This is a genomic window from Mycobacterium sp. DL592 (genome assembly GCF_011694515.1).
In the GTDB taxonomy this organism is placed as follows: Bacteria; Actinomycetota; Actinomycetes; order Mycobacteriales; family Mycobacteriaceae; genus Mycobacterium.
In genome coordinates this window covers 2,628,678-2,650,802 of record NZ_CP050192.1, presented here as the reverse complement: position 1 = coordinate 2,650,802, position 22,125 = coordinate 2,628,678, and the positions used below count along the sequence as shown (strand labels likewise).

Annotated in this window: 23 protein-coding genes; 21 read left to right on the top strand and 2 right to left on the bottom strand. The window is 67.3% G+C overall.

All coding sequences use genetic code 11. The annotated features are described in order from the left end of the window. Positions 1–56: 56 nt before the first annotated feature. The 15 genes from HBE64_RS12770 to HBE64_RS12700 all read left to right on the top strand — a co-directional run bounded on the left by HBE64_RS12770 (position 57) and on the right by HBE64_RS12700 (position 12,263). Positions 57–767, top strand: coding sequence for a metalloregulator ArsR/SmtB family transcription factor (locus HBE64_RS12770; protein WP_167102476.1), 711 nt, complete (start codon positions 57–59; stop codon positions 765–767). Between the two features lie 61 nt (positions 768–828). Next, entirely contained in the window at positions 829–2,271 is a 1,443-nt protein-coding gene (sufB, locus tag HBE64_RS12765) for a Fe-S cluster assembly protein SufB (protein WP_167102473.1), read from the top strand. Then, positions 2,271–3,482, top strand: coding sequence for a Fe-S cluster assembly protein SufD (sufD, locus tag HBE64_RS12760; RefSeq protein WP_167102471.1), 1,212 nt, complete (start codon positions 2,271–2,273; stop codon positions 3,480–3,482). The genes sufB and sufD overlap by 1 nt, the downstream gene beginning before the upstream one ends. Beyond that, positions 3,479–4,252 carry a Fe-S cluster assembly ATPase SufC gene (gene sufC / locus HBE64_RS12755; RefSeq protein WP_167102468.1) on the top strand — a complete coding sequence of 258 codons (774 nt, stop codon included), beginning with the start codon at positions 3,479–3,481 and terminating at the stop codon, positions 4,250–4,252. The genes sufD and sufC overlap by 4 nt, the downstream gene beginning before the upstream one ends. A gap of 1 nt (position 4,253) precedes the next feature. After that, the gene (locus tag HBE64_RS12750) at positions 4,254–5,510 is read left to right on the top strand and encodes a cysteine desulfurase (RefSeq protein WP_167102465.1); all 1,257 of its coding nucleotides are present in this window, start codon (positions 4,254–4,256) and stop codon (positions 5,508–5,510) included. Positions 5,511–5,531: 21 nt separating this feature from the next. Next, positions 5,532–5,981 carry a Fe-S cluster assembly sulfur transfer protein SufU gene (sufU, locus tag HBE64_RS12745; RefSeq protein WP_208300467.1) on the top strand — a complete coding sequence of 150 codons (450 nt, stop codon included), beginning with the start codon at positions 5,532–5,534 and terminating at the stop codon, positions 5,979–5,981. Between the two features lie 56 nt (positions 5,982–6,037). Further along, a complete protein-coding gene (locus HBE64_RS12740; protein ID WP_243841648.1) occupies positions 6,038–6,331 on the top strand; it encodes a metal-sulfur cluster assembly factor in 294 nt (97 codons plus the stop codon). A 12-nt stretch (positions 6,332–6,343) separates the two neighbouring features. Next, positions 6,344–6,985, top strand: a complete 642-nt coding sequence (locus HBE64_RS12735) for a hypothetical protein (RefSeq protein ID WP_167102456.1) — start codon at positions 6,344–6,346, stop codon at positions 6,983–6,985. A gap of 20 nt (positions 6,986–7,005) precedes the next feature. Continuing rightward, positions 7,006–7,638: an RNA polymerase sigma factor gene (locus HBE64_RS12730; RefSeq protein ID WP_167102453.1), complete on the top strand. Its 633-nt coding sequence runs from the start codon at positions 7,006–7,008 to the stop codon at positions 7,636–7,638. Further along, the gene (locus HBE64_RS12725) at positions 7,635–7,871 is read left to right on the top strand and encodes an anti-sigma factor (RefSeq protein WP_208300466.1); all 237 of its coding nucleotides are present in this window, start codon (positions 7,635–7,637) and stop codon (positions 7,869–7,871) included. Before HBE64_RS12730 ends, HBE64_RS12725 begins: the two co-directional genes overlap by 4 nt. A gap of 49 nt (positions 7,872–7,920) precedes the next feature. Continuing rightward, positions 7,921–9,039, top strand: coding sequence for an NADH:flavin oxidoreductase (locus tag HBE64_RS12720; RefSeq protein WP_167102450.1), 1,119 nt, complete (start codon positions 7,921–7,923; stop codon positions 9,037–9,039). A gap of 44 nt (positions 9,040–9,083) precedes the next feature. Further along, the gene (trxA, locus tag HBE64_RS12715; protein ID WP_167102447.1) at positions 9,084–9,446 is read left to right on the top strand and encodes a thioredoxin; all 363 of its coding nucleotides are present in this window, start codon (positions 9,084–9,086) and stop codon (positions 9,444–9,446) included. A 33-nt stretch (positions 9,447–9,479) separates the two neighbouring features. Continuing rightward, complete coding sequence (locus HBE64_RS12710) at positions 9,480–10,301, top strand: enoyl-CoA hydratase (RefSeq protein ID WP_167102444.1); 822 nt, start codon at positions 9,480–9,482, stop codon at positions 10,299–10,301. Between the two features lie 45 nt (positions 10,302–10,346). After that, the gene (locus tag HBE64_RS12705; RefSeq protein WP_167102440.1) at positions 10,347–11,975 is read left to right on the top strand and encodes an ABC-F family ATP-binding cassette domain-containing protein; all 1,629 of its coding nucleotides are present in this window, start codon (positions 10,347–10,349) and stop codon (positions 11,973–11,975) included. 96 nt (positions 11,976–12,071) lie between these two features. Beyond that, positions 12,072–12,263: a helix-turn-helix domain-containing protein gene (locus HBE64_RS12700; RefSeq protein ID WP_167102437.1), complete on the top strand. Its 192-nt coding sequence runs from the start codon at positions 12,072–12,074 to the stop codon at positions 12,261–12,263. Here the strand turns inward: HBE64_RS12700 and HBE64_RS12695 are convergent. Both HBE64_RS12695 and acnA read right to left on the bottom strand, forming a co-directional pair. Then, positions 12,260–12,826, bottom strand: a complete 567-nt coding sequence (locus HBE64_RS12695; RefSeq protein WP_167102434.1) for a TetR/AcrR family transcriptional regulator — start codon at positions 12,824–12,826, stop codon at positions 12,260–12,262. The two genes, HBE64_RS12700 and HBE64_RS12695, sit on opposite strands and share 4 nt — an antisense overlap. A 24-nt stretch (positions 12,827–12,850) precedes the next feature. After that, entirely contained in the window at positions 12,851–15,697 is a 2,847-nt protein-coding gene (acnA, locus tag HBE64_RS12690; protein WP_167102431.1) for an aconitate hydratase AcnA, read from the bottom strand. 187 nt (positions 15,698–15,884) lie between these two features. Here acnA and HBE64_RS12685 point away from each other — a divergent pair, with 187 nt between their 5' ends. From HBE64_RS12685 to HBE64_RS12660, 6 genes are all read left to right on the top strand, one after another. Beyond that, positions 15,885–16,448: a DUF6676 family protein gene (locus HBE64_RS12685; RefSeq protein ID WP_167102428.1), complete on the top strand. Its 564-nt coding sequence runs from the start codon at positions 15,885–15,887 to the stop codon at positions 16,446–16,448. Positions 16,449–16,640: 192 nt separating this feature from the next. Further along, positions 16,641–18,104 carry an NlpC/P60 family peptidoglycan endopeptidase RipA gene (gene ripA, locus HBE64_RS12680; RefSeq protein WP_167102426.1) on the top strand — a complete coding sequence of 488 codons (1,464 nt, stop codon included), beginning with the start codon at positions 16,641–16,643 and terminating at the stop codon, positions 18,102–18,104. A gap of 16 nt (positions 18,105–18,120) precedes the next feature. Further along, a complete protein-coding gene (ripB, locus tag HBE64_RS12675; protein ID WP_167102421.1) occupies positions 18,121–18,816 on the top strand; it encodes an NlpC/P60 family peptidoglycan endopeptidase RipB in 696 nt (231 codons plus the stop codon). A 140-nt stretch (positions 18,817–18,956) separates the two neighbouring features. Further along, entirely contained in the window at positions 18,957–20,084 is a 1,128-nt protein-coding gene (locus HBE64_RS12670; protein WP_167102418.1) for a MoxR family ATPase, read from the top strand. After that, complete coding sequence (locus tag HBE64_RS12665) at positions 20,081–21,025, top strand: DUF58 domain-containing protein (protein WP_167102415.1); 945 nt, start codon at positions 20,081–20,083, stop codon at positions 21,023–21,025. Before HBE64_RS12670 ends, HBE64_RS12665 begins: the two co-directional genes overlap by 4 nt. Positions 21,026–21,051: 26 nt before the next feature. Continuing rightward, positions 21,052–22,059 carry a VWA domain-containing protein gene (locus HBE64_RS12660; RefSeq protein WP_167102412.1) on the top strand — a complete coding sequence of 336 codons (1,008 nt, stop codon included), beginning with the start codon at positions 21,052–21,054 and terminating at the stop codon, positions 22,057–22,059. Positions 22,060–22,125 lie beyond the last annotated feature (66 nt).

The window sequence follows — 22,125 nt, the reverse complement described above, 5'->3', positions numbered from 1 at the left end:
GGCGTTTCGCCACCCGAAGCCGCTGAGGGTGCCCTTGCTGGACACCGCCCGCCGAATTGCGTCACACTGGTGTTGTGAAAATCCCGTCCGACGTCTCCCCGGTGCCCGCTGCGGGTCCGGCGGCGCACGACGGTCAGACGCGGCGCGCCATCGTGCACCTGCTGCTGGAGTCGGGATCGATCACCGCCGCTGAGATCGGGCGCCGGTTGGGCATCTCCGCGGCCGGGGTGCGCCGGCACCTCGACGCGCTCATCGAAGGCGGGGACGCCGAGGCGCAGGCCGCGGCGGCCTGGCAGCAGGTCGGCCGGGGCAGGCCCGCCAAGCGCTACCGGTTGACCCCCGCCGGGCGCGCCAAACTCGAGCACACCTACGACGACCTGGCGTCGGCGGCGATGCGGCAGCTTCGGGAGATCGGTGGCGAGGAGGCGGTGCAGACGTTCGCGCGCCGACGCATCGACAGCATCCTGGCCGGAGTCACCGGCGGCCCCGACGATGTCGAGTCGACGGCCGAACGGGTGGCCGGTGCGCTGAGCAAGGCCGGCTACGTCACCACCACGACCAAGGTGCGCGGACCCATCCAGGGCATCCAGATCTGTCAGCATCACTGCCCGGTATCCCATGTGGCAGAAGAGTTTCCGGAACTGTGCGAGGCCGAGCAGCAGGCCATGTCGGAGATCCTCGGCACCCATGTCCAGCGGTTGGCGACGATCGCCAATGGTGACTGTGCCTGCACCACCCATGTGCCCCTGAACCCGGCACAACCCTAGAGCTTCACCTTCGGCGCACAGCCCCGCGTCGAAGCCACCACAACGCCGAAGGAGCGTCGCCATGACACTCACCCCGGACACCAAACCGGCCGAGCAGCTGACTCAGGACGAGGCCATCGCCTCGCTGGGCAACTACGGCTACGGCTGGTCGGACTCCGACGTCGCGGGCGCCTCGGCCAAGCGCGGCCTGTCCGAGGCCGTCGTGCGCGACATCTCGGCGAAGAAGAGCGAGCCGGAGTGGATGCTCGACATCCGCCTCAAGGCCCTGCGGACCTTCGAGAAGAAGCCGATGCCCAACTGGGGTTCCAACCTCGAAGGCATCCACTTCGACAACATCAAGTACTTTGTGCGCTCCACGGAGAAGCAGGCCGCGACCTGGGATGACCTGCCCGAGGAGATCCGCAACACCTACGACCGGCTCGGCATCCCGGAAGCCGAGAAGCAGCGCCTGGTCAGCGGCGTCGCCGCGCAGTACGAATCCGAGGTGGTCTACCACCAGATCCGCGAGGACCTCGAGGCGCAGGGCGTCATCTTCCTCGACACCGACTCGGGCCTGCGGGAGCATCCGGAGATCTTCCGGAAGTACTTCGGCACAGTGATCCCCGCCGGGGACAACAAGTTCTCCGCGCTGAACACCGCGGTGTGGTCGGGTGGCTCGTTCATCTATGTGCCGCCGGGTGTGCACGTCGACATCCCGCTGCAGGCCTACTTCCGGATCAACACCGAGAACATGGGTCAGTTCGAGCGCACGCTGATCATCGCCGACGAGGGCTCCTATATCCACTATGTGGAGGGCTGTACCGCGCCGATCTACAAGAGCGACTCGCTGCACTCCGCGGTCGTCGAGATCATCGTCAAACCCGGTGCGCGAGTGCGCTACACGACCATCCAGAACTGGTCGAACAACGTCTACAACCTGGTCACCAAGCGGGCCCGCGCCGAGGCCGGCGCCACCATGGAGTGGGTCGACGGCAACATCGGCTCGAAGGTCACCATGAAGTACCCGGCGGTCTGGATGACCGGTGAGCACGCCAAGGGCGAGGTTCTGTCGGTGGCGTTCGCCGGGGAAGGCCAGCATCAGGACACCGGCGCCAAGATGGTCCACCTGGCTCCGAACACGAGCAGCAATATCGTCTCCAAGTCAGTGGCCCGCGGCGGCGGCCGCGCCTCCTACCGCGGCCTGGTCCAGGTCAACAAGGGTGCGCACGGATCGCGCTCGAGCGTGAAATGCGATGCGCTGCTTGTCGATACGATCAGCCGCAGCGACACCTACCCCTATGTCGACATCCGCGAGGACGACGTCACCATGGGGCATGAGGCCACCGTGTCGAAGGTCAGCGCCGATCAGTTGTTCTACCTGATGAGCCGCGGCATGACCGAGGACGAGGCCATGGCCATGGTGGTGCGTGGCTTCGTCGAGCCGATCGCCAAGGAGCTGCCGATGGAGTACGCCCTGGAACTCAACCGGCTGATCGAGCTGCAGATGGAAGGTGCCGTCGGCTGATGAGCAACCTCAGCGAGGCGGTCGAGGGTTCGCGCCTCACCGCCATCAACTCGGGCTCAACGTTGGCTGCCGCCAACAAGGGCGAGCAGTTCGCCTCTTTCGACGTCGACGCCTTCGAGATTCCCGGCGGCCGCGACGAGCTCTGGCGGTTCACCCCGCTCAAGCGTCTCCGCGGACTGCACAACGGGTCTGCCCCGCCCACCGGCGACGCACAGATCGCGGTGGCCGAGCAGCCCGGTGTGACCGTCCATGCCGTGCGCCGCGGCGACGAGCGGCTCGGCCAGGCGGGTGTGCCCTCCGATCGTGTTGCCGCGCAGGCGTTCTCGTCGTTCAACGAGGCGACCATCGTGACCGTCGGGCGGGCAACGGTCCTCGAGGCCCCAGTCGAGATCGTCGTCACCGGTCCCGGTGAGGGTGCCACCGCCTACGGCCACCTGCAGATCCGGGTCGAGGAACTCGCCGAGGCCGTCGTGGTGATCGACCACCGGGGCAGCGGAACCTACGCCGACAACGTCGAATTCGTCGTCGCCGATGCCGCTCGGCTGACCGTCGTGTGGATCGCCGACTGGGCCGACGACATGGTGCACGTCAACGCCCAGCACGCCCGCCTCGGCAAGGATGCGGTGTTGCGCCACGTGGCCGTCACCCTCGGTGGCGAGGTGGTCCGCATGGCTGCCACCGTCCGCTACGACGCACCCGGTGGTGACGCCGAACTGCTCGGCCTGTACTTCGCCGACGACGGTCAACACCTCGAGTCGCGGCTGCTCGTCGACCACGCGCGGCCGAACTGCAAGTCCAACGTGCTGTACAAAGGTGCGCTGCAAGGCGATCCGGACTCCAAGAAGCCCGACGCCCACACGGTGTGGGTCGGTGACGTCCTGATCCGCGCCGAAGCCACCGGAACCGACACCTTCGAGGTCAACCGCAACCTGGTGCTGACCGACGGCGCCCGCGCCGACTCGGTGCCCAACCTGGAGATCGAGACCGGCGAGATCGCCGGAGCCGGACACGCCAGTGCCACCGGCCGTTTCGACGACGAGCAGTTGTTCTATCTGCAGGCCCGCGGCATCCCCGAGGACCAGGCCCGCCGGCTGGTGGTCCGCGGGTTCTTCGGCGAGATCATCGCCAAGATCGCCGTGCCCGACATCCGTGACCGCCTTACCGACGCCATCGAACGCGAACTCGCCATCAGCGAAGAGAGAACACAGTGAGCACTCTGGAAATCAAGGACCTTCACGTCAGCGTCGCTAACGAGGACGGCTCCGCCAAGGAAATCCTCAAAGGCGTCAACCTGACCGTGAACTCGGGGGAGACCCATGCGGTGATGGGCCCCAACGGATCCGGCAAGTCGACGCTGTCCTACGCCATCGCAGGGCACCCCAAGTACGACGTGACCTCGGGGTCCATCACGCTCGACGGCGAGGACGTCCTGACGATGAGCGTCGATGAACGGGCTCGTGCCGGGCTCTTCCTGGCGATGCAGTACCCGGTGGAGGTGCCGGGTGTGTCGATGTCGAACTTCCTGCGCACCGCCGCCACCGCCGTGCGCGGTGAGGCGCCCAAGCTGCGGCTGTGGGTCAAGGAAGTCAAGGCCGCCATGGCCGACCTCGGCATCGACCCGCAGTTCGCCGAACGCAGCGTCAACGAGGGATTCTCCGGCGGCGAGAAGAAACGCCACGAAATCCTGCAACTGGGACTGCTCAAGCCCAAGATCGCCATCCTCGACGAAACCGACTCCGGCCTCGACGTCGACGCGCTACGCGTGGTCAGCGAAGGGGTCAACAGGTACGCCGAAGCCGAGCACGCCGGTGTCCTGCTGATCACCCACTACACCCGCATCCTGCGCTACATCCAGCCGCAGTTCGTCCACGTCTTCGTCGACGGCCGCATCGTCGCATCCGGTGGGGCCGAGCTCGCCGACGAACTCGAAGAGAACGGCTACGAGCGCTTCACCCAGCAGGCCGCACCAGCGGGAGCATGACGTGACCGCCTCGGTAGATCTTGACGTCACCAACCTGGCCAAGATCCGCGCTGACTTCCCGATCCTGAGCCGGGTGATGCGAGGCGGACACCAGTTGGCGTACCTGGATTCCGGGGCGACCTCGCAGAAGCCGCTGCAGGTTCTCGACGCCGAACGTGACTTCCTCACCCAGCACTACGGCGCTGTGCACCGCGGAGCCCATCAGCTGATGGAGGAGTCCACCGACGCCTACGAGCAGGGCCGCGCCGACATCGCATCTTTCGTCGGTGCCGCCCCTGACGAGCTGGCCTTCACCAAGAACGCCACCGAGGCGCTCAACCTGGTGTCATATGTGTTGGGCGACAGCCGGTTCGAGCGGGCCGTGGGTCCGGGCGACGTCATCGTCACCACCGAACTGGAGCATCACGCCAACCTGATCCCCTGGCAGGAACTGGCGCGGCGCACCGGCGCCACGCTCAAGTGGTATGGCGTCACCGATGACGGCAACGTCGACCTGGACTCGCTGCAGCTCGACGAGCGGGTCAAAGTTGTTGCCTTCACTCACCAATCCAACGTCACCGGTACGGCACCCGCGGTCGCCGAGATGGTCGCGCGGGCCAAGGCGGTCGGTGCGCTGACGGTTCTCGACGCCTGCCAGTCGGTGCCGCACCAGCCCGTCGATTTCGGCGCCCTCGGCGTCGACTTCGCCGCGTTCTCCGGCCACAAAATGCTGGGCCCCACCGGAATCGGCGCCCTCTACGGTCGCGCCGAGCTGCTGAACAGCCTGCCGCCGTTCCTCACCGGCGGATCGATGATCGAGACCGTCACGATGGAGGGCGCCACCTACGCCCCAGCACCGCAGCGGTTCGAGGCCGGCACCCAGATGATCTCGCAGGTGGTCGGATTGGCCGCTGCCGCACGCTATCTCGACGCCATCGGCATGCAGGCGGTGGCAGCCCACGAGCATCGGCTGGTGGCCGCGGCGCTCGAGGGCCTCGCCGCCATCCCCGGGGTGCGGATCATCGGACCCACCAACGCCGAGCATCGGCACTCGCCGGTGGCGTTTGTGGTCGACGGTGTGCATGCCCACGACGTGGGTCAGGTACTCGACGACGACGGTGTCGCGGTGCGGGTGGGCCATCACTGTGCCTGGCCGCTGCACCGGCGCTTCGGCGTCGCCGCGACCGTGCGCGCCTCGTTCGCGGTCTACAACACCCTCGACGAGGTGGACCGGCTGGTCGCCGGCGTCCAACGAGCCATCGAGTTCTTCGGCAGCTAAGACGACGTGAGACTGGAGCAGATGTACCAGGAAGTCATCCTGGACCACTACAAGCACCCGCACCATCGCGGGCTGCGCGACCCGTACGGCGCCGAGGTCTACCACGTCAACCCCACCTGCGGCGACGAGGTGACGCTGCGGGTGGCGCTCTCGGCGGACGGTGAACTCGTCGAGGACGTGTCCTATGACGGCCAGGGCTGTTCGATCAGCCAGGCCGCCACCTCGGTACTGACCGACCAGGTGATCGGCCAGAGCGTCGGCGACGCATTCAAGACAGTCGCCGCGTTCACCGAGATGGTCTCCTCGCGCGGCACCATCGAGGGAGACGAGGACGTGCTCGGCGACGGCGTGGCCTTCGCCGGAGTGTCGAAGTATCCCGCACGAGTGAAATGCGCGCTGCTGGGCTGGATGGCGTTCAAAGACGCGGTAGCCCAGGCGTCGCACCGACAAGACGTGGAGGACAAGAAGTGAGCGAAGAAACAAGCGCAACGGTCTCCGAGGAGCTGCTGGCCGACATCGAGGAGGCCATGCGCGACGTCGTCGACCCCGAACTCGGGATCAACGTCGTCGACCTCGGCCTGGTGTACGGCATGAACGTCGAGAAGGGCGACACCGGCACGGTGGCCCTGATCGACATGACGTTGACCTCGGCGGCCTGCCCGCTCACCGACGTCATCGAGGACCAGACGCTGACCGCGCTGGTCGGCGCCGGACTGGTCAACGAGGCCAAGATCAACTGGGTGTGGAACCCGCCGTGGGGCCCGGACAAGATCACCGAGGACGGCCGCGAGCAACTGCGCGCACTCGGTTTCACGGTCTAGGCGGCCGTCGCGGTGAGTGCGCCGGCGTCCATCGTCGCGACCCGCCGTCAATTGCACGGGGTCGCCGAGAGTCTGGTCGCCGGTCCGCAGTATCGCAGCGCAGGCACCATCCGCCTCGCGGTGCGCCCCGATGGCTTCACCGCCACCGCGGTAGCGATCGAGGTGCACGGCACCACGTGGTCGTGGCCTGACGGTTCGGCGCCGCTGGCCGGTCCGGTGCGAACGCTGGTCGCGGCCTCCGGGCTCGACTTCGGCCCGCCGCCCGACGACATCTACCACTCGGTCGCGTCGCTGGAGCTCGACACCGTTCTCGATATCGACGCCGCCGCCGCCGAGGTGCTCTACCGCAGCCTCTACGCCGGCGGTTTCGCCATCAAAACCGTTTTGCCCGAAGCGCATCCGGTGCTGTGGCCGGAACACTTCGACGTCGCCGCGACCGACGACGAAGTCAACTACGGGGTATCGGCCGGCGACGACGGCCATCCGCTGCCGTATGCCTACGTGGGCCCATGGGATTTCTCGGAGAACCCGCGCACCGGTGCGGTGTGGAACGCCACCTTCGGGGCCCTGCATCCCTTGGACCTCGACGCCGACGTCGATGCACTGGCAGCCCAGATCACCGACTTCTTCCGTGTCGCACAGTCACGCCTCTAGGCCACTAGCATCTGCAGTCGATGATGACAGCCGCGGACGAGTCTGCTCTGATCGCGGCGCTGCGCGCCCGCGACCAAGCGGTGTTCGCCCGGCTCGTCGACCAGCACACCCCGGCGCTGCTGCGAGTCGCCCGCGGCTATGTACCCAGCCGCGAGATCGCCGAGGAGGTGGTGCAGGAGACATGGATCGCTCTGGTCAAGGGGGTCGACAAGTTCGAAGGCCGGTCGTCGCTGCGCACCTGGCTCTTCGCGGTGCTGATCAACATCGCCAAGGCCCGCGGTATCCGGGAGCGCCGCAGTGACGACGCCGAGATCGCCGCGTTCACCGGCTCGACCGTCGAGGCGTCCCGCTTCCGCCCACCGGGGCAGCGCTGGGCAGGCCACTGGAAGAGCGGCGAAGAGCCGTCGCCGTTCCCGGACACACCCGAGGGGTCGGTCCTGGGCCGCGAACTCGCCGATGTCGCACGAGCGGCGCTGGACTCCCTGCCCGAGCGGCAACGGCAGGTGGTGACGATGCGCGACATGTTGGGCTTCGATTCCACCGAGGTCTGCGAGCTCCTCGAGATCAGTGCCGCCAACCAGCGGGTGCTGTTGCATCGCGGCCGGGCCGTCGTTCGGCAGGCACTCGAGACCTATCTGTCGGAGCGCCCATGACGCCGTTGAACTGTGATGAACTCGTCGAGCTGGTCACCGCCTACCTCGACGGGGCATTGGACCCCGACACCCGGGCCCGGTTCGACCTCCACCTCGCCGAGTGCGACGGATGCGAGAACTACCTGCAGCAGTTCCGCGCCACGGTGAGCACCCTGGGGCGCATCGAGCGCGACGACCTCGACCCCGATTTCCGCGACCGGCTGATGCAGGCCTTCCGGGATTTCACCGACTGACCGTCAGCCCCGGGAATGGCGCCCGCCACTACGCGTGTTGACTAGCCACATGACCGAAGACGCTCGAGTGCAGGAACTGTTCGCCCCGCTGACCGTCGGCTCGCTGACCCTTCACAACCGCTTCGCGATGGCCCCGATGACACGGGCGGCCTCACCCGGCGGAATCCCCGGCTCGAACGTCGCGGAGTACTACGCGCGCCGCGCGGCAGGCGGAACCGCACTCGTCATCACCGAGGGGGTGCGGATGCCGCACCCGGCCGCAGGCTGGCCCGACGCCATTCCCGAGCTTGACGGCGCCGAGGTGCTGCGCGGCTGGCGGGCGGTCACCGACGCAGTGCACGCCGAAGGCGGCGCCATCGCCGCGCAGCTGTGGCATCAAGGGGTGGCCCGCGGCGAGCACGACGGCGACACCCCCGAGCAGCTGCCGGTCAGCCCCTCAGGTCTGGATGTTCAGGGCAATCCGGTCGGCCGCGCACTGGCGACCGACGAACTGCCCGCGGTGGCACAGGCCTTCGCCCTCGGCGCGCGCAACGCCCGCGACGCCGGGTTCGACGCCGTGGAGATCCACGGTGCACACGGGTACCTGCTCGACCAATTCCTTTGGGCGGAAACGAATCACCGCACCGACGGCTACGGCGGTTCGCTGGCGGCCAGGACCCGGTTCCCCGCCGAGGTCGTCGCCGCCGTGCGTGCCGCGGTGGGGCCGGGCTTCCCGATCATCTACCGGTTCTCGCAGTGGAAGATGAACCGCTACGACGCCGCGATCGCCCAGAACGCCGCCGAACTCGAGCAGGTGCTGGCCCCGCTCGTCGACGCCGGCGTCGACGTCCTGCACCCGTCCACCCGTCGCCACTACCTGCCCGGCTTTCCGGAGGAGGACCCGCAACTGAGCCTGGCCGGTTGGACCAAGAAGGTCACCGGGCTGCCAGTGATCGCGGTCGGGTCGGTCGGCCTGGAAACCGAATTCAAGCCCGGCGAGCCCGGCGGTCTGATCCCGCCGGCGGCCGTGGACCGGCTGCTCGACCAGTTCGACGCCGGCGAGTTCGACATCATCGCCGTCGGGCGCGCGCTGCTGGCCGACCCCGCCTGGGTCAACCACCTGCGCGAGGGTGCGCTTGGCGAGTTCGCCGGATTCGATGCGGCGACCGCCCTGTCCCGTTTGTACTGATTCCCACAGGGAACACACCGGATCTACCTGACGTTAGGATTTTCGTGGCTACTCGAGACCTCACCGCAGACGAATTCAACGACACCATCACCGGCAACGACATCGTGCTTGTCGACTTCTGGGCGTCCTGGTGTGGTCCGTGCCGCGCCTTCGCGCCGACGTTCACCGCTTCCTCCGAGAAGCACCCCGACGTCGTGTTCGCCAAGGTGGACACCGAGGCCGAGCAGCAGCTGGCCGCGGCCGCCGAGATTCGCTCGATCCCGACGCTGATGGCCTTCAAGAAGGGCAAGCTGGTGTTCAACCAGGCCGGCGCACTGCCGCCCGCCGCCCTCGAAGACCTGATCCGGCAGGTCAAGGAATTCGACATCGACGCTGCCGTCGCTCAATCCGAAGCCGAGGACGTCTAACTATCTCGGTTCGGCACGCGATAGCGTGCAACGGTGATTCGTGACTCTGGCTTCGTCCTCGTCGAACAACCGCAACCGCACGTCGCGCTCGTCACCCTGAACCGCCCGGAGCGGATGAACTCCATGGCGTTCGACGTGATGGTTCCGCTCAAAGAGGTGCTCACCGAGCTGACCTACGACAACTCGGTGCGCGTGGTCGTCCTCACCGGGACCGGGCGGGGCTTCTCCTCGGGTGCCGACCACAAGTCGGCGGGCTCGGTGCCGCATGTGGCGGGCCTCACCCGCCCCTCCTACGGTCTGCGGTCGATGGAACTGCTCGACGATGTGATTCTGGCCATGCGCCGGCTGCACCAGCCGATCATCGCCGCGGTCAACGGCGCGGCGATCGGCGGTGGGCTGTGCCTGGCGCTGGCCGCCGACATCCGGGTCGCCGCCAGCGACGCCTACTTCCGCGCGGCCGGCATCAACAACGGCCTGACCGCCAGTGAACTGGGGCTGAGCTACCTGCTACCTCGGGCGATCGGCTCATCGCGGGCCTTTGAGATCATGCTGACCGGTCGTGACGTCGACGCGGCCGAGGCCGAGCGGATCGGTCTGGTGTCGCGGCAGGTGCCCGCCGAGGACCTGCTGCCGACCTGTTACGAGATGGCTGCCCGGATCGCGGGGTTCTCCCGGCCGGGTACCGAACTGACCAAGCGCACGCTGTGGACGGGTCTGGACGCCAGTACCCTGGAAGGGCACATGCAGGCCGAGGGCCTCGGGCAGCTCTACGTGCGCCTGCTTACCGCCAACTTCGAAGAGGCGGTTGCCGCGCGTGCCGAGAAGCGGGCCCCGGTCTTCACCGACGAGAAGTAGAGCCCTGAGCGCAGCGACCCGGGGAAGGTAGAGGAGACACGCAGCGTGATAACCGCAACGGACCTGGAGGTCCGCGCCGGCGCGCGCACGCTGCTGCTCGCCGAGGGCCCGGCGCTTCGGGTGCAGCCCGGTGACCGGATCGGCCTGGTCGGGCGTAACGGTGCGGGCAAGACGACGACGATGCGGATCCTGGCCGGCGAGGGTGAGCCCTACGCCGGGACGGTGGTGCGGTCGGGGGAGATCGGCTACCTGCCACAGGATCCGCGCGAAGGTGACCTCGACATGCTGGCCCGCGACCGGGTGCTCTCGGCACGTGGCCTCGACACGCTGCTCGCCGACTTGGAGAAGCAGCAGGTCCTGATGGCCGAGGTGGTCGACGAGGCGGCCCGCGACAAGGCGGTCCGCCGCTACGGCCAGCTCGAGGAGCGGTTCGCCGCGCTCGGCGGGTATGCCGCCGAATCCGAGGCTGGTCGGATCTGCGCGAGCCTCGGTCTGCCGGAACGGGTGCTGACCCAGCCGTTGCGGACGTTGTCCGGCGGGCAGCGCCGCCGCGTCGAATTGTCCCGCATTCTGTTCGCCGCCTCTGATACAGGTTCCGGATCGGCGACCACGCTGTTGCTCGACGAGCCGACCAACCACCTAGACGCCGACTCCATCGGCTGGCTACGCACCTTCCTGCAGAACCACACCGGTGGGCTCGTGGTCATCAGCCACAACGTCGAACTCCTTGCCGAGGTGGTCAACCGGGTGTGGTTCCTCGATGCGGTGCGGGGCGAGGCCGACGTCTACAACATGGGCTGGCAGAAGTACCTCGACGCCCGCACCACCGACGAGCAGCGCCGTCGCCGCGAACGTGCCAACGCCGAGAAGAAGGCCTCGGCGCTGCGTACCCAGGCCGCCAAGATGGGCGCTAAAGCCACCAAAGCTGTTGCCGCACAAAACATGCTGCGCCGTGCTGAGCGCATGATCTCCGAACTCGACGCAGAGCGGGTGGCCGACAAAGTAGCCAAGATCAGGTTCCCCACTCCGGCGGTCTGCGGGCGGACGCCGTTGGTAGCCAAGGGGTTGACCAAGACGTACGGCTCGTTGGAGATTTTCACCGGCGTCGACCTGGCGATCGACAAGGGTTCGCGCGTCGTCGTGCTCGGTCTCAACGGTGCGGGCAAGACCACGCTGCTCCGGATCCTGGCAGGCGTGGAAAAAGCCGATGCCGGCGCCATCGAACCGGGTCACGGGCTCAAACTCGGCTACTTCGCGCAGGAGCACGACACCATCGACGGCGGCGCGACCGTCTGGGAGAACATCCGCCACGCCGCGCCCGACACCGGCGAGCAGGAGTTGCGTTCGCTGCTGGGCGCGTTCATGTTCACCGGCCCGCAGCTCGACCAGCCCGCCGGCACGCTGTCCGGCGGTGAGAAGACCCGGCTCGCGCTCTCGGGCTTGGTCGCCTCCACGGCCAACGTGCTGCTGCTCGACGAACCGACCAACAACCTGGATCCGGCCTCCCGCGAGCAGGTGCTCGACGCCCTGCGCAGCTACGTCGGCGCGGTGGTCCTGGTCACCCACGACCCCGGTGCGGCCGAGGCGCTCGACCCGCAGCGGGTGGTTCTGCTGCCCGATGGCACCGAGGACTATTGGTCGGACGACTACCGGGACCTCATCGAGCTCGCCTGACAACGGGCGCAAACCATTTCGGTCAATCCGGCCACATCCTCGACCGGCACTTCTACGCTGTGGGGCGTGGGGGCTGATGAACCGGGGAGGGTGTCGATGAGAAAGCCGAACCAAGCTCGTGACCAGATGGTCCACGACTTGCGCCATGCGTATGAGGGCGGTGCCAGTATCCGGACCCTGGTGGCGTCCACCGGCCGGTCCTACGGCTCCATCCATGCGATGCTGCGCGAGTCGGGGGCCGCGATGCGCAGTCGCGGCGGCCCCAACCACCGAACCCGCGCTCGCTAGCTGTCAGCGCGCACCGACGCCTCGACCACGTCGAGCACTGCCGACAGCCGGGCCGGATCCTCGCCCGCGGCCAGCCGGGCCACCAGCCCGTCGAGCACCAGATCCAGGTAGCACTGCAACACGTCCCTGGGCACGTCGTCGCGGAGTCGGCCGGCCTGCTTCTGCCGGTGCAGCCGGTCGCTGGTGGCCGCCGACAACTCCGCGGAACGCTCTGCCCAGCCCTGGTTGAACACCGGGTCGTTGCGCAGCTTGCGGGCGATCTCCAAACGCGTTGCCAGCCAATCGAATTGGTCTGGCGCGGCGAGCATGTCGCGCATCACCTGGATCAGGCCCTCGCGGGAGGCGACCTCGGCCATCCGCTCGGCGTCCTCGCGGGCCAGCTCGAAGAACAACGTGTCCTTGTCGCGGAAGTGGTGGAAGATCGCGCCACGTGACATTCCGATGGTCTGTTCGAGCCGGCGCACGGTCGCCTTGTCGTACCCGTACTGGGCGAAGCAGCGTCGTGCGCCGGCGAGGATCTGGCGGCGGCGGGCCGCCAGATGATCCTCGCTGACCCGGGGCATCTCCTTGTCCGATCGAGGTCCGGTCTAGCCGGCCCGCAACATGTTGCGCAGCACGTACTGCAGAATGCCGCCGTTGCGGTAGTAGTCGGCCTCACCTGGGGTGTCGATGCGCACCACCGCGTCGAACTCCACTGCACCGCCATCGGCCTTGGTTGCCTTGACGTGCACCGCCTTCGGCGTCTTGCCCGAGTTGAGGGCGTCAATCCCGGTGATGTCGAAGACCTCGGTGCCGTCGAGCTTGAGCGAGGCCGCCGACTCCCCGGCGGGGAACTGCAGCGGGATCACACCCATGCCGATCAGGTTGGAGCGGTGGATGCGCTCGAAGGACTCGGTGATCACAGCGCGCACGCCCAGCAGGCTGGTGCCCTTGGCCGCCCAGTCACGCGACGAGCCGGACCCGTACTCCTTGCCGCCCAACACCACCAGCGGGATTCCCGCCTTCTGGTAGTTCTGCGAGGCGTCGTAGATGAACGCCTGGGGCCCGTCGGGCTGGGTGAAGTCACGGGTGTAGCCACCGGAGACATCGTCGAGCAGCTGGTTCTTGAGGCGGATGTTGGCGAAGGTGCCGCGGATCATCACCTCGTGGTTTCCGCGCCGCGAGCCCAGCGAGTTGAAGTCCTCCGGCTTGACGCCGTTGGCTTCCAAGTACTGCGCGGCGGGGGTGCCTTTCTTGATGCTGCCGGCCGGCGAGATGTGGTCGGTGGTCACCGAATCACCCAGCAGGGCAAGGACTCTGGCGCCGGTGATGTTCTTGACCGGCTCCGGGTCGGCGGGCATGCCGTCGAAGTAGGGGGCCTTGCGCACATAGGTCGAGGCGTCATCCCACTCGAAGGTGTTGCCCGACGGTGTGGGCAGGTTGCGCCAGCGTTCGTCGCCCTTGAAGACGTCGGCGTAGCTGCTGGTGAACATGTCACGGTTGATCGAGGAGGCGATGGTGTCCGCGATCTCCTTCTGGGTGGGCCAGATGTCCTTGAGGAACACGTCGTTGCCTTCGGTGTCCTTGCCGAGCGGGTCGGACTCGAAGTCGAAGTCCATGGTGCCCGCGATGCCGTAGGCGATGACCAGCGGCGGGGACGCCAGGTAGTTCATCTTGACGTCGGGGGAGATGCGGCCCTCGAAGTTACGGTTGCCCGAGAGCACCGCGGTCACCGAGAGGTCGTTGTCATTGATGGCCTTCGAGATCTCCTCGGGCAGCGGGCCGGTGTTGCCGATGCATGTCGTACAGCCGTAGCCGCCCAGGTAGTAGCCGAGCTTCTCCAGGTACGGCCAAAGGCCGGCCTTGGTGTAGTAGTCGGTGACCACCTGCGAGCCGGGCGCCATGTTGGTTTTGACCCACGGCTTGGAGGTCAGCCCCTTCTCGACGGCCTTCTTGGCCAGCAGCGCCGCGCCGAGCATCACCGACGGGTTGGAGGTGTTGGTGCACGAGGTGATACCGGCGACGACGACCGCGCCGTGGTCGAGCACGAACTCGCCGTGCTCAGCCGTCTTCACCAGGACCGGCTTGGACGGCCGGCCCGAGGACCCGTTGGCGGCCGACGGCCGCGCGTCGACGGCGCCGTCGTCGGCGAAGGACAGCGACACCGGGTCGCTGGCCGGGAACGACTCCTCGACGGCCTCGTCGAGCTTGGTCTCCGGCGCCGGGTGGTTCTCCTCGACGTAGTTGTGGATGTCCTTGCGGAACGCCGTCTTGGCATCGGTGAGTTCGATGCGGTCCTGCGGGCGCTTCGGCCCGGCGATCGAGGGGACGACGGTGGACAGGTCCAACTCGAGATACTCGGAGAACACCGGCTCCTTGGCCGGGTCGTGCCACATGCCCTGCTCTTTGGCGTACGCCTCGACCAGCGCCAGTTGTTCCTCGGTGCGCCCGGTCAGCCGCAGGTAGTTGATGGTCTCCTCGTCGATCGGGAACATCGCTGCGGTGGAACCGAATTCGGGACTCATATTGCCCAGGGTGGCGCGGTTGGCCAGCGGCACCTCGGCCACGCCCTTGCCGTAAAACTCGACGAACTTGCCGACCACACCGTGCTTGCGCAGCATGTCGGTGACGGTGAGCACGACGTCGGTGGCGGTGACGCCCGGCTTGATCTCGCCGGTCAGCTTGAAGCCGACGACGCGGGGGATGAGCATCGACACCGGCTGGCCAAGCATGGCCGCCTCCGCCTCGATACCGCCCACACCCCAGCCGAGCACGCCCAGGCCGTTCTCCATCGTGGTGTGGCTGTCGGTGCCGACGCAGGTGTCCGGATAAGCAACCTGGATCTGTTCCCGCCCAGCTCCGCCCGCCCGACCGCGCGTCATCACGACGCGGGCCAGGTATTCGATGTTGACCTGGTGCACGATGCCGGTGCCCGGGGGGACGACCTTGAAGTCGTCGAACGCGCCCTGGCCCCAGCGCAGGAACTGGTAGCGCTCGCCGTTGCGCTGGTACTCGAGTTCGACATTGCGCTCGAACGAGTCTGCGGCGCCGAAGAAGTCGAGAATCACGGAGTGGTCAATAACCATCTCGGCGGGGGAGAGCGGGTTGACCTTGTCCGGGTCGCCGCCGAGTGCGGTGACGGCCTCACGCATGGTGGCCAGGTCGACGATGCACGGCACACCGGTGAAGTCCTGCATCAGCACGCGGGCGGGGGTGAACTGGATCTCGATGCTCGGCTCGGCCGAGGGATCCCAATTGGCGATCGCCTGAATGTGGTCTTTGGTGATGTTGGCGCCGTCTTCGGTGCGAAGCAGGTTCTCCGCGAGCACCTTGAGGCTGTATGGAAGCTTCTCGGTACCGGGTACCGCGTCGAGACGGTAGATCTCGTAGCTGTTGTCGCCGACCTTCAGGGTGTCGCGCGCTCCAAACGAATTCAGTGAATCATTGCTGCTCACATCAACTCCCGGCGTTGTCTTCGATGTCGACGGGCTGTGTCGACACCGGTCTCCATACTAACAGTACGGTTGTCCTGCAAAGCGGGCGGACCCCTTGCCGGTCCCGGCAGTGGTGCCTGGTATCAGTCTTGTCGCACTCGGCGCGTGGTGCCACCCCTGACAGTGCCGCGCGGTACGGTCTGGGATCGTGACGATTCCGCACGCGCCGACATATATACCGGTGGATGTGTGCAGCACCGTGGGCCTGGCCCCGGTTACGCCGCTCGAGCAGTGCATGGCCGCTGTGCAGTCCGAGGTGAAAAAGGGCGGGGTTGCCGCCCCGGGCGCGGATACCCCGGCCCTGCAGAAGATCGTCACCGCAGCCAACGAGAGGGGCATCGACCTCAAGGTCGTGGTGATGCCGACCAGCCCGCCCATCGACACCCCGTTGCGCGATATCGCCACCGAGATCGGCCACGCGAATCCCGGCGCGACGGTGCTGGTCCTTAGCCCCGGCTGGGCCGGTACGTACAGCCCCTCGTTCGATCGGGTGATCCTCGAGGCCGGCCAGGACGTGGCCAAGACCGCGCCCAACCCGGTGATCGGTACGCAGGCATTCGTCGACCAGTTGGAAACGCCCGATTTCTCCTGGATGGGATTAACGGTCGCATTGGTCGTCGGGGTCGCCGCAGCGGCGGTTTTGACCCGAGTTCTGCAGCGTCGGGCGGCGCATACGCGAAATAGCGAAAGTGCTGCTGAGCTGCAGAAATAGCCGACTCTGGCAAATCAATAAGATTACTTTTCGGCAACATCCCGTAAATGACAAAGATGTAATTCTTGCGTGAAGTTTCCCTTGCGACAAATGTGACGTACGGTGCAACTGTCGCCATTGTTATTGATGAGGCTCATGTGACATCTGTTGCTGGCGTGACTGTGTGTGTGGAGTAAAGGGGACCAGAGTCGAATGAGAAGTACCGATCGCGGCTCTCTCTTCCGGCCGGCGTTTCGTATCACGAAACCGATGTGCCCGCTGGTGCTCAGCGTCGGGCTGATGCTGAGCATGCCGGGGATGGCGCAGGCCGAGCCGAGCCCGGGGCCTAATTCGATGGCCGCGCTCATCGCCGACGTCGCCCAGGCCAACCAGCGCCTCGACGACATCGGCGCCCAGGTCCAGCAACAGCAGGAGAGCGTCAACAAGGCGATCGTCGCCGTTCAGGACGCACGGGACGCCGCCGCAACCGCCCAGCAGCAGGTCACCGCCAGCCAGGATGCCGTCAAGGCGGCTGATGCCGCGATCGGCGACGCCCAGAAGCGCTTCGACACCTTCGCCGCGGCCAGCTACATCAACGGGCCCTCGGCCTCGTTGGTGATGGCCACCAACCCCGACCAGATCATCTCCAGCGCCGCGGCCAGCCAGACCCTGGCCGTCAGCGCCGAGCAGGTCATGACCGACCTGCAGCGGGCCCGCACCGAAGTGGTGAACAAGGAATCCGCGGCGCGACTGGCCAAGCAGAAGGCCGACCAGGCCGTGATCGACGCCGAGTCCAGCCAGAACGCGGCCGTCACCGCGCTCACCGAGGCGCAGAAGACGTTCCGGACCCAGCAGGCCCAGATCGACCAGCTGGCCGCCGAGCGCAGGACCGCACAGCAGAAGCTCGACGCCGCCCGGCAGTGGTCGGCTCCGGCCGCTTCCGGGGCGGGTGCGCCCGCCGCGGTGCCACAGGCGGCGGCCCCGGGCGCAGGTGGCTCGGGGGACCGGTGGGATCCGGCCGCGCCGGGTTCGGCCGCGGCTCCCGGTGACGCCAAGGTGCCCTACGGCAACGCCTCGGAGTGGGATCTCACCCTGCCGGCGGTGCCCAGCGCTTTCGTCTCCGGTGACCCGATCCAGATCATCAACGCGGTGCTGCAGATCGCGTCGAGTTCCCTGCAGACCACCCAGCAGCTCGGCAAGAGCTTCCTGCAGAAGCTCGGCATCCTGAAGCCGGACGACACCGGGATCACCAACGGTGCCATCCCCTACGTCTATGGCTCACAAGCCATCGAATACGTCATCAAGCGAGGGATGTCGCAGATCGGTGTGCCGTACTCGTGGGGCGGTGGCACCGCCAACGGCCCCAGCAACGGCATCGACAGTGGTGCGGGCACAGTCGGGTTCGACTGCTCCGGGCTGATCCTCTACTCGTTCGCCGGGGTCGGCATCAAGCTGCCGCACTACTCGGGATCGCAGTACAACATGGGCACCAAGATCCCGACGTCGCAGATGCAGCGCGGTGACGTGATCTTCTACGGCCCCGGTGGCAGCCAGCACGTCACCCTCTACCTGGGTAACGGCCAGATGCTCGAGGCGCCCTACACCGGCTCGACGGTGAAGATCTCGCCCGTGCGCACCAGTGGCATGACGCCCTACGTGATCCGCTACATCAATTAGGGACGGAGTAAATCCCATGTCTCGCAATGCCTCTCGACGCCTTCACGCCGTCGGGACGATCCTGACCGTGCTGGCTCTGGCACTGGGTTTCGCCAGTCCGGCCCAGGCGGACCCGGGCGAGTGGGATCCGACGTTGCCGAAAATTCTGAGCGCCGGAGCGCCCGGTGATCCGGTCGCCGTCGCCAACGCGTCGCTGCAGGTGACTCAGCAAGCTGCCCAGGCCACGATGGACCTCGGTCGCAAGTTCCTCTCCGGCCTCGGGTTCGGTGGCGGGTCGCCCACCGCGCTGGCCGGCGGCAGGGTGAGCGGGCCGCAGGCCATCGAATACGTCATCGCCCGCGGCGCCTCCCAGCGTGGTGTCCCGTACTCGTGGGGCGGCGGCGCGGTCAACGGACCCAGCGCCGGCGTGGAGCAGGACGCCGGAAAGATCGGCTACGACTGCTCGGGCTTCGTGCGCTACGCATACGCCGGCGTTGGTGTCCTGCTGCCCAAGTACTCCGGCGACCAGTACACCGCGGGCAGGCACATTCCGCCCTCGCAGGCCAAACGCGGCGACTTGATCTTCTACGGCCCCGACGGCACCCAGCACGTCACCATCTACCTCGGCAACGGCCAGATGCTGGAGGCGTCGTCGGCCGCCGGGCAGGTCACCGTCAGCCCGGTCCGCACCGCGGGCATGACCCCGTATCTGACGCGCATCATCGAGACCTAGGCGCCGACTCCGGGCCCGGTCCCCGACGCGCCAGCAAGCGGGCACATCGACGGATTCAGGAACGCCTGGAATAGTTGTGTCAGGGCGCGCCCGTGCACAACGGTGGCGCCCGAGTAATCCAACAGCTGTGGAGGAAGTTGATGACGTCACCAGGTGGGTCGGTCCCGGGTTCTCCTGCCCCCGGGGGTTTTGCCGGCCCGAGTGGATCCCCGGCCGCGCCGCCGCCGAGCGGTAATGGGCTGGCCGGTGAGGTGCACACCCTGGAACGGGCGATCTTCGAGGTCAAGCGCATCATCGTCGGCCAGGACCAGCTGGTCGAGCGGATCCTGGTCGGGCTGCTCGCCAAGGGCCATGTGCTCCTCGAGGGTGTGCCCGGCGTGGCCAAGACGCTGGCCGTGGAGACCTTCGCCAAGGTCGTCGGCGGCACCTTCGCCCGCATCCAGTTCACCCCCGACCTGGTGCCCACCGACATCATCGGTACCCGCATCTACCGTCAGGGCCGCGAGGAGTTCGATATCGAACTCGGCCCGGTGGTCGTCAACTTCCTGCTCGCCGACGAGATCAACCGTGCTCCGGCAAAGGTCCAGTCGGCCCTGCTCGAAGTGATGGCTGAGCGCAAGATCTCCATCGGCGGCAAAACCTACCCGCTGCCCAAGCCCTTCCTGGTGATGGCGACGCAGAACCCGATCGAGAACGAGGGCGTCTACCCCCTGCCCGAGGCGCAGCGCGACCGCTTCCTGTTCAAGATCAACGTCGACTACCCGTCGCCGGAGGAAGAGCGCGAGATCATCTACCGGATGGGTGTCACCCCGCCGGAGCCCAAGCAGATCCTCGAGACCGGTGACCTGCTGCGGCTGCAGGATGTGGCCGCCAACAACTTCGTGCACCACGCACTGGTCGACTATGTGGTGCGTGTGGTCACCGCGACTCGGCGCCCCGAGCAGTTCGGGCTCAGCGACGTCAAGGCATGGATCGCTTTCGGCGCCTCGCCGCGCGCCTCGCTGGGCATCATCGCTGCCGCCCGGGCCCTGGCTCTGGTGCGTGGCCGTGACTACGTCGTCCCGCAGGACGTCATCGACGTCATCCCCGACGTGCTGCGGCACCGGCTGGTGCTGACCTACGACGCGCTTGCCGACGACGTCAAGGCCGAGACGGTGATCAGCCGGATCCTGCAGACCGTCGCGCTGCCCCAGGTGAATGCCGTTCCGGCACAAGGACATTCGGTGCCACCGGTGGTTCCCGCCGCGGCAGGTTCTAACGGTCGGTGAGCGAGTCCGAGACCGTCCACCCGCCGTCGTTCCAGCGCGGTGAGATCGGTGACGCCAAGCTGTCGGCCGCATTGCGGACCCTCGAGCTCACCGTCAAGCGCAAGCTCGACGGGGTGCTGCAGGGCAACCATCTCGGCCTGATCCCCGGCCCCGGTTCGGAGCCGGGGGAGTCGCGGATGTATCAGCCCGGCGACGACGTCCGGCGGATGGACTGGTCGGTGACCGCCCGCACCACCCACCCGCACGTCCGGCAGATGATCGCCGACCGCGAACTGGAGACCTGGCTGGTGGTCGACATGTCGGCCAGCCTCGACTTCGGCACTGCAGGGTGTGAGAAGCGCGACCTCGCCGTCGCGGCGGCCGCGGCGATCACCTACCTCAACAGCGGCGGCGGTAACCGCATCGGCGCCATCATCGCCAACGGCGACCAGATCGTGCGGGTGCCCGCGAAGTCCGGCCGGCAGCACGAGCAGACGCTCCTGCGTGCGATCGCCACCTCGCCGCGGGCCCCGCTGGGCGTCCGGGGCGACCTGGCGTCGGCGATCGACGCCCTGCGCAGGCCCGAACGCCGCCGCGGGATGGCGGTCGTGGTCAGCGACTTCCTCGGCCCGATCAACTGGATGCGCCCGTTGCGTGCCATCGCCGCCCGGCACGAGGTGCTGGGTATCGAGGTGCTCGACCCGCGCGACGTGGAGCTGCCCGACGTGGGCGACGTCATCCTGCAGGACACCGAATCCGGTGTCACCCGCGAGTTCACCATCGACGCCCAACTGCGTGACGACTTCGCAAGGGCCGCCACGGCCCACCGCGAGGAAGTCGCGCGCACGCTGCGTCGGTGCGGGGCGCCGATGATGACCCTGCGCACCGACCGTGACTGGATCGCCGACATCGTGCGGTTCGTCGCGTCCCGGCGCCGCGGCGCCCTGGCGGGCAGCCAGTAAGGCGAATCAACAATGACAGGTCTGATATGACATTGCCGTTGCTCGGGCCGATGACGCTGTCCGGCTTCGCACACCCGTGGTTCTTCCTGTTCCTGCTGCTGGTGGCGGGTCTGGTCGGGCTCTACGTCGTCGTCCAGTTCGCCCGGCAGCGCCGCATTCTGCGCTTCGCCAACATGGAACTGCTGGAAAGCGTTGCGCCCAAAAGGCCTAACAAGTGGCGGCACCTGCCCGCGATCCTGCTGGTGGCCTCGCTCGTGCTGCTGACCGTGGCAATGGCCGGTCCGACTCACGACGTGCGCATCCCGCGTAATCGCGCCGTGGTGATGCTGACCATCGACGTCTCGCAGTCCATGCGCGCCACCGACGTCGAGCCCAGCCGGCTGGCCGCCGCACAGGAAGCCGCCAAGCAGTTCGCCGACCAGCTGACACCCGGTATCAACCTCGGCCTGATCGCCTACGCCGGTACCGCCACCGTACTGGTGTCACCGACGACCAACCGCGAGGCCACCAAGGCCGCGATCGACAAGCTGCAGCTGGCCGACCGCACCGCGACCGGCGAGGCGATCTTCACCTCCCTACAGGCGATCGCGACCGTCGGCGCTGTCATCGGCGGCGGCGACACCCCGCCGCCGGCCCGCATCGTGCTGATGTCCGACGGCAAGGAAACCGTGCCGTCCAACCCCGACAACCCCAAGGGTGCGTTCACTGCGGCGCGCACAGCCAAGGACCAGGGCGTGCCCATCTCCACGGTGTCCTTCGGTACCCCGTACGGCTACGTGGAGATCAACGACCAGCGCCAGCCCGTGCCCGTCGACGACGAGACGCTCAAGAAGATCGCCGAACTCTCCGGCGGCACGTCCTACAGCGCGTCCAGTCTGCAGCAACTCAAAGAGGTGTTCACCTCGCTGCAGGACCAGATCGGCTACGAGACGATCAAGGGTGAGGCCAGCACCGGTTGGCTGCGGCTGGGTTCGCTGGTCCTGGCGCTGGCGGCCCTGGCGGCACTGCTGATCAACCGGCGCCTGCCCGGCTGAGTTCCGGCGATTTCGGCGCGCTTGTGTTGGGTGAGCGACCACAAGCGCACCGAAATCGCCAATTTT

Excerpts from the sequence above, each read along its gene's own strand:
- HBE64_RS12740 (WP_243841648.1), top strand. The coding sequence starts at position 6,038 with ATGCGCGACGTCGTCGACCCCGAACTCGGGATCAACGTCGTCGACCTC.
- HBE64_RS12700 (WP_167102437.1), top strand. The coding sequence starts at position 12,072 with ATGAGAAAGCCGAACCAAGCTCGTGACCAGATGGTCCACGACTTGCGC.
- HBE64_RS12730 (WP_167102453.1), top strand. The coding sequence starts at position 7,006 with ATGATGACAGCCGCGGACGAGTCTGCTCTGATCGCGGCGCTGCGCGCC.
- HBE64_RS12670 (WP_167102418.1), top strand. The coding sequence starts at position 18,957 with ATGACGTCACCAGGTGGGTCGGTCCCGGGTTCTCCTGCCCCCGGGGGT.
- ripB (WP_167102421.1), top strand. The coding sequence starts at position 18,121 with ATGTCTCGCAATGCCTCTCGACGCCTTCACGCCGTCGGGACGATCCTG.
- HBE64_RS12720 (WP_167102450.1), top strand. The coding sequence starts at position 7,921 with ATGACCGAAGACGCTCGAGTGCAGGAACTGTTCGCCCCGCTGACCGTC.
- HBE64_RS12725 (WP_208300466.1), top strand. The coding sequence starts at position 7,635 with ATGACGCCGTTGAACTGTGATGAACTCGTCGAGCTGGTCACCGCCTAC.
- sufU (WP_208300467.1), top strand. The coding sequence starts at position 5,532 with ATGTACCAGGAAGTCATCCTGGACCACTACAAGCACCCGCACCATCGC.
- HBE64_RS12695 (WP_167102434.1), bottom strand. The coding sequence starts at position 12,826 with ATGCCCCGGGTCAGCGAGGATCATCTGGCGGCCCGCCGCCGCCAGATC.
- HBE64_RS12660 (WP_167102412.1), top strand. The coding sequence starts at position 21,052 with ATGACATTGCCGTTGCTCGGGCCGATGACGCTGTCCGGCTTCGCACAC.
- sufD (WP_167102471.1), top strand. The coding sequence starts at position 2,271 with ATGAGCAACCTCAGCGAGGCGGTCGAGGGTTCGCGCCTCACCGCCATC.
- ripA (WP_167102426.1), top strand. The coding sequence starts at position 16,641 with ATGAGAAGTACCGATCGCGGCTCTCTCTTCCGGCCGGCGTTTCGTATC.
- sufB (WP_167102473.1), top strand. The coding sequence starts at position 829 with ATGACACTCACCCCGGACACCAAACCGGCCGAGCAGCTGACTCAGGAC.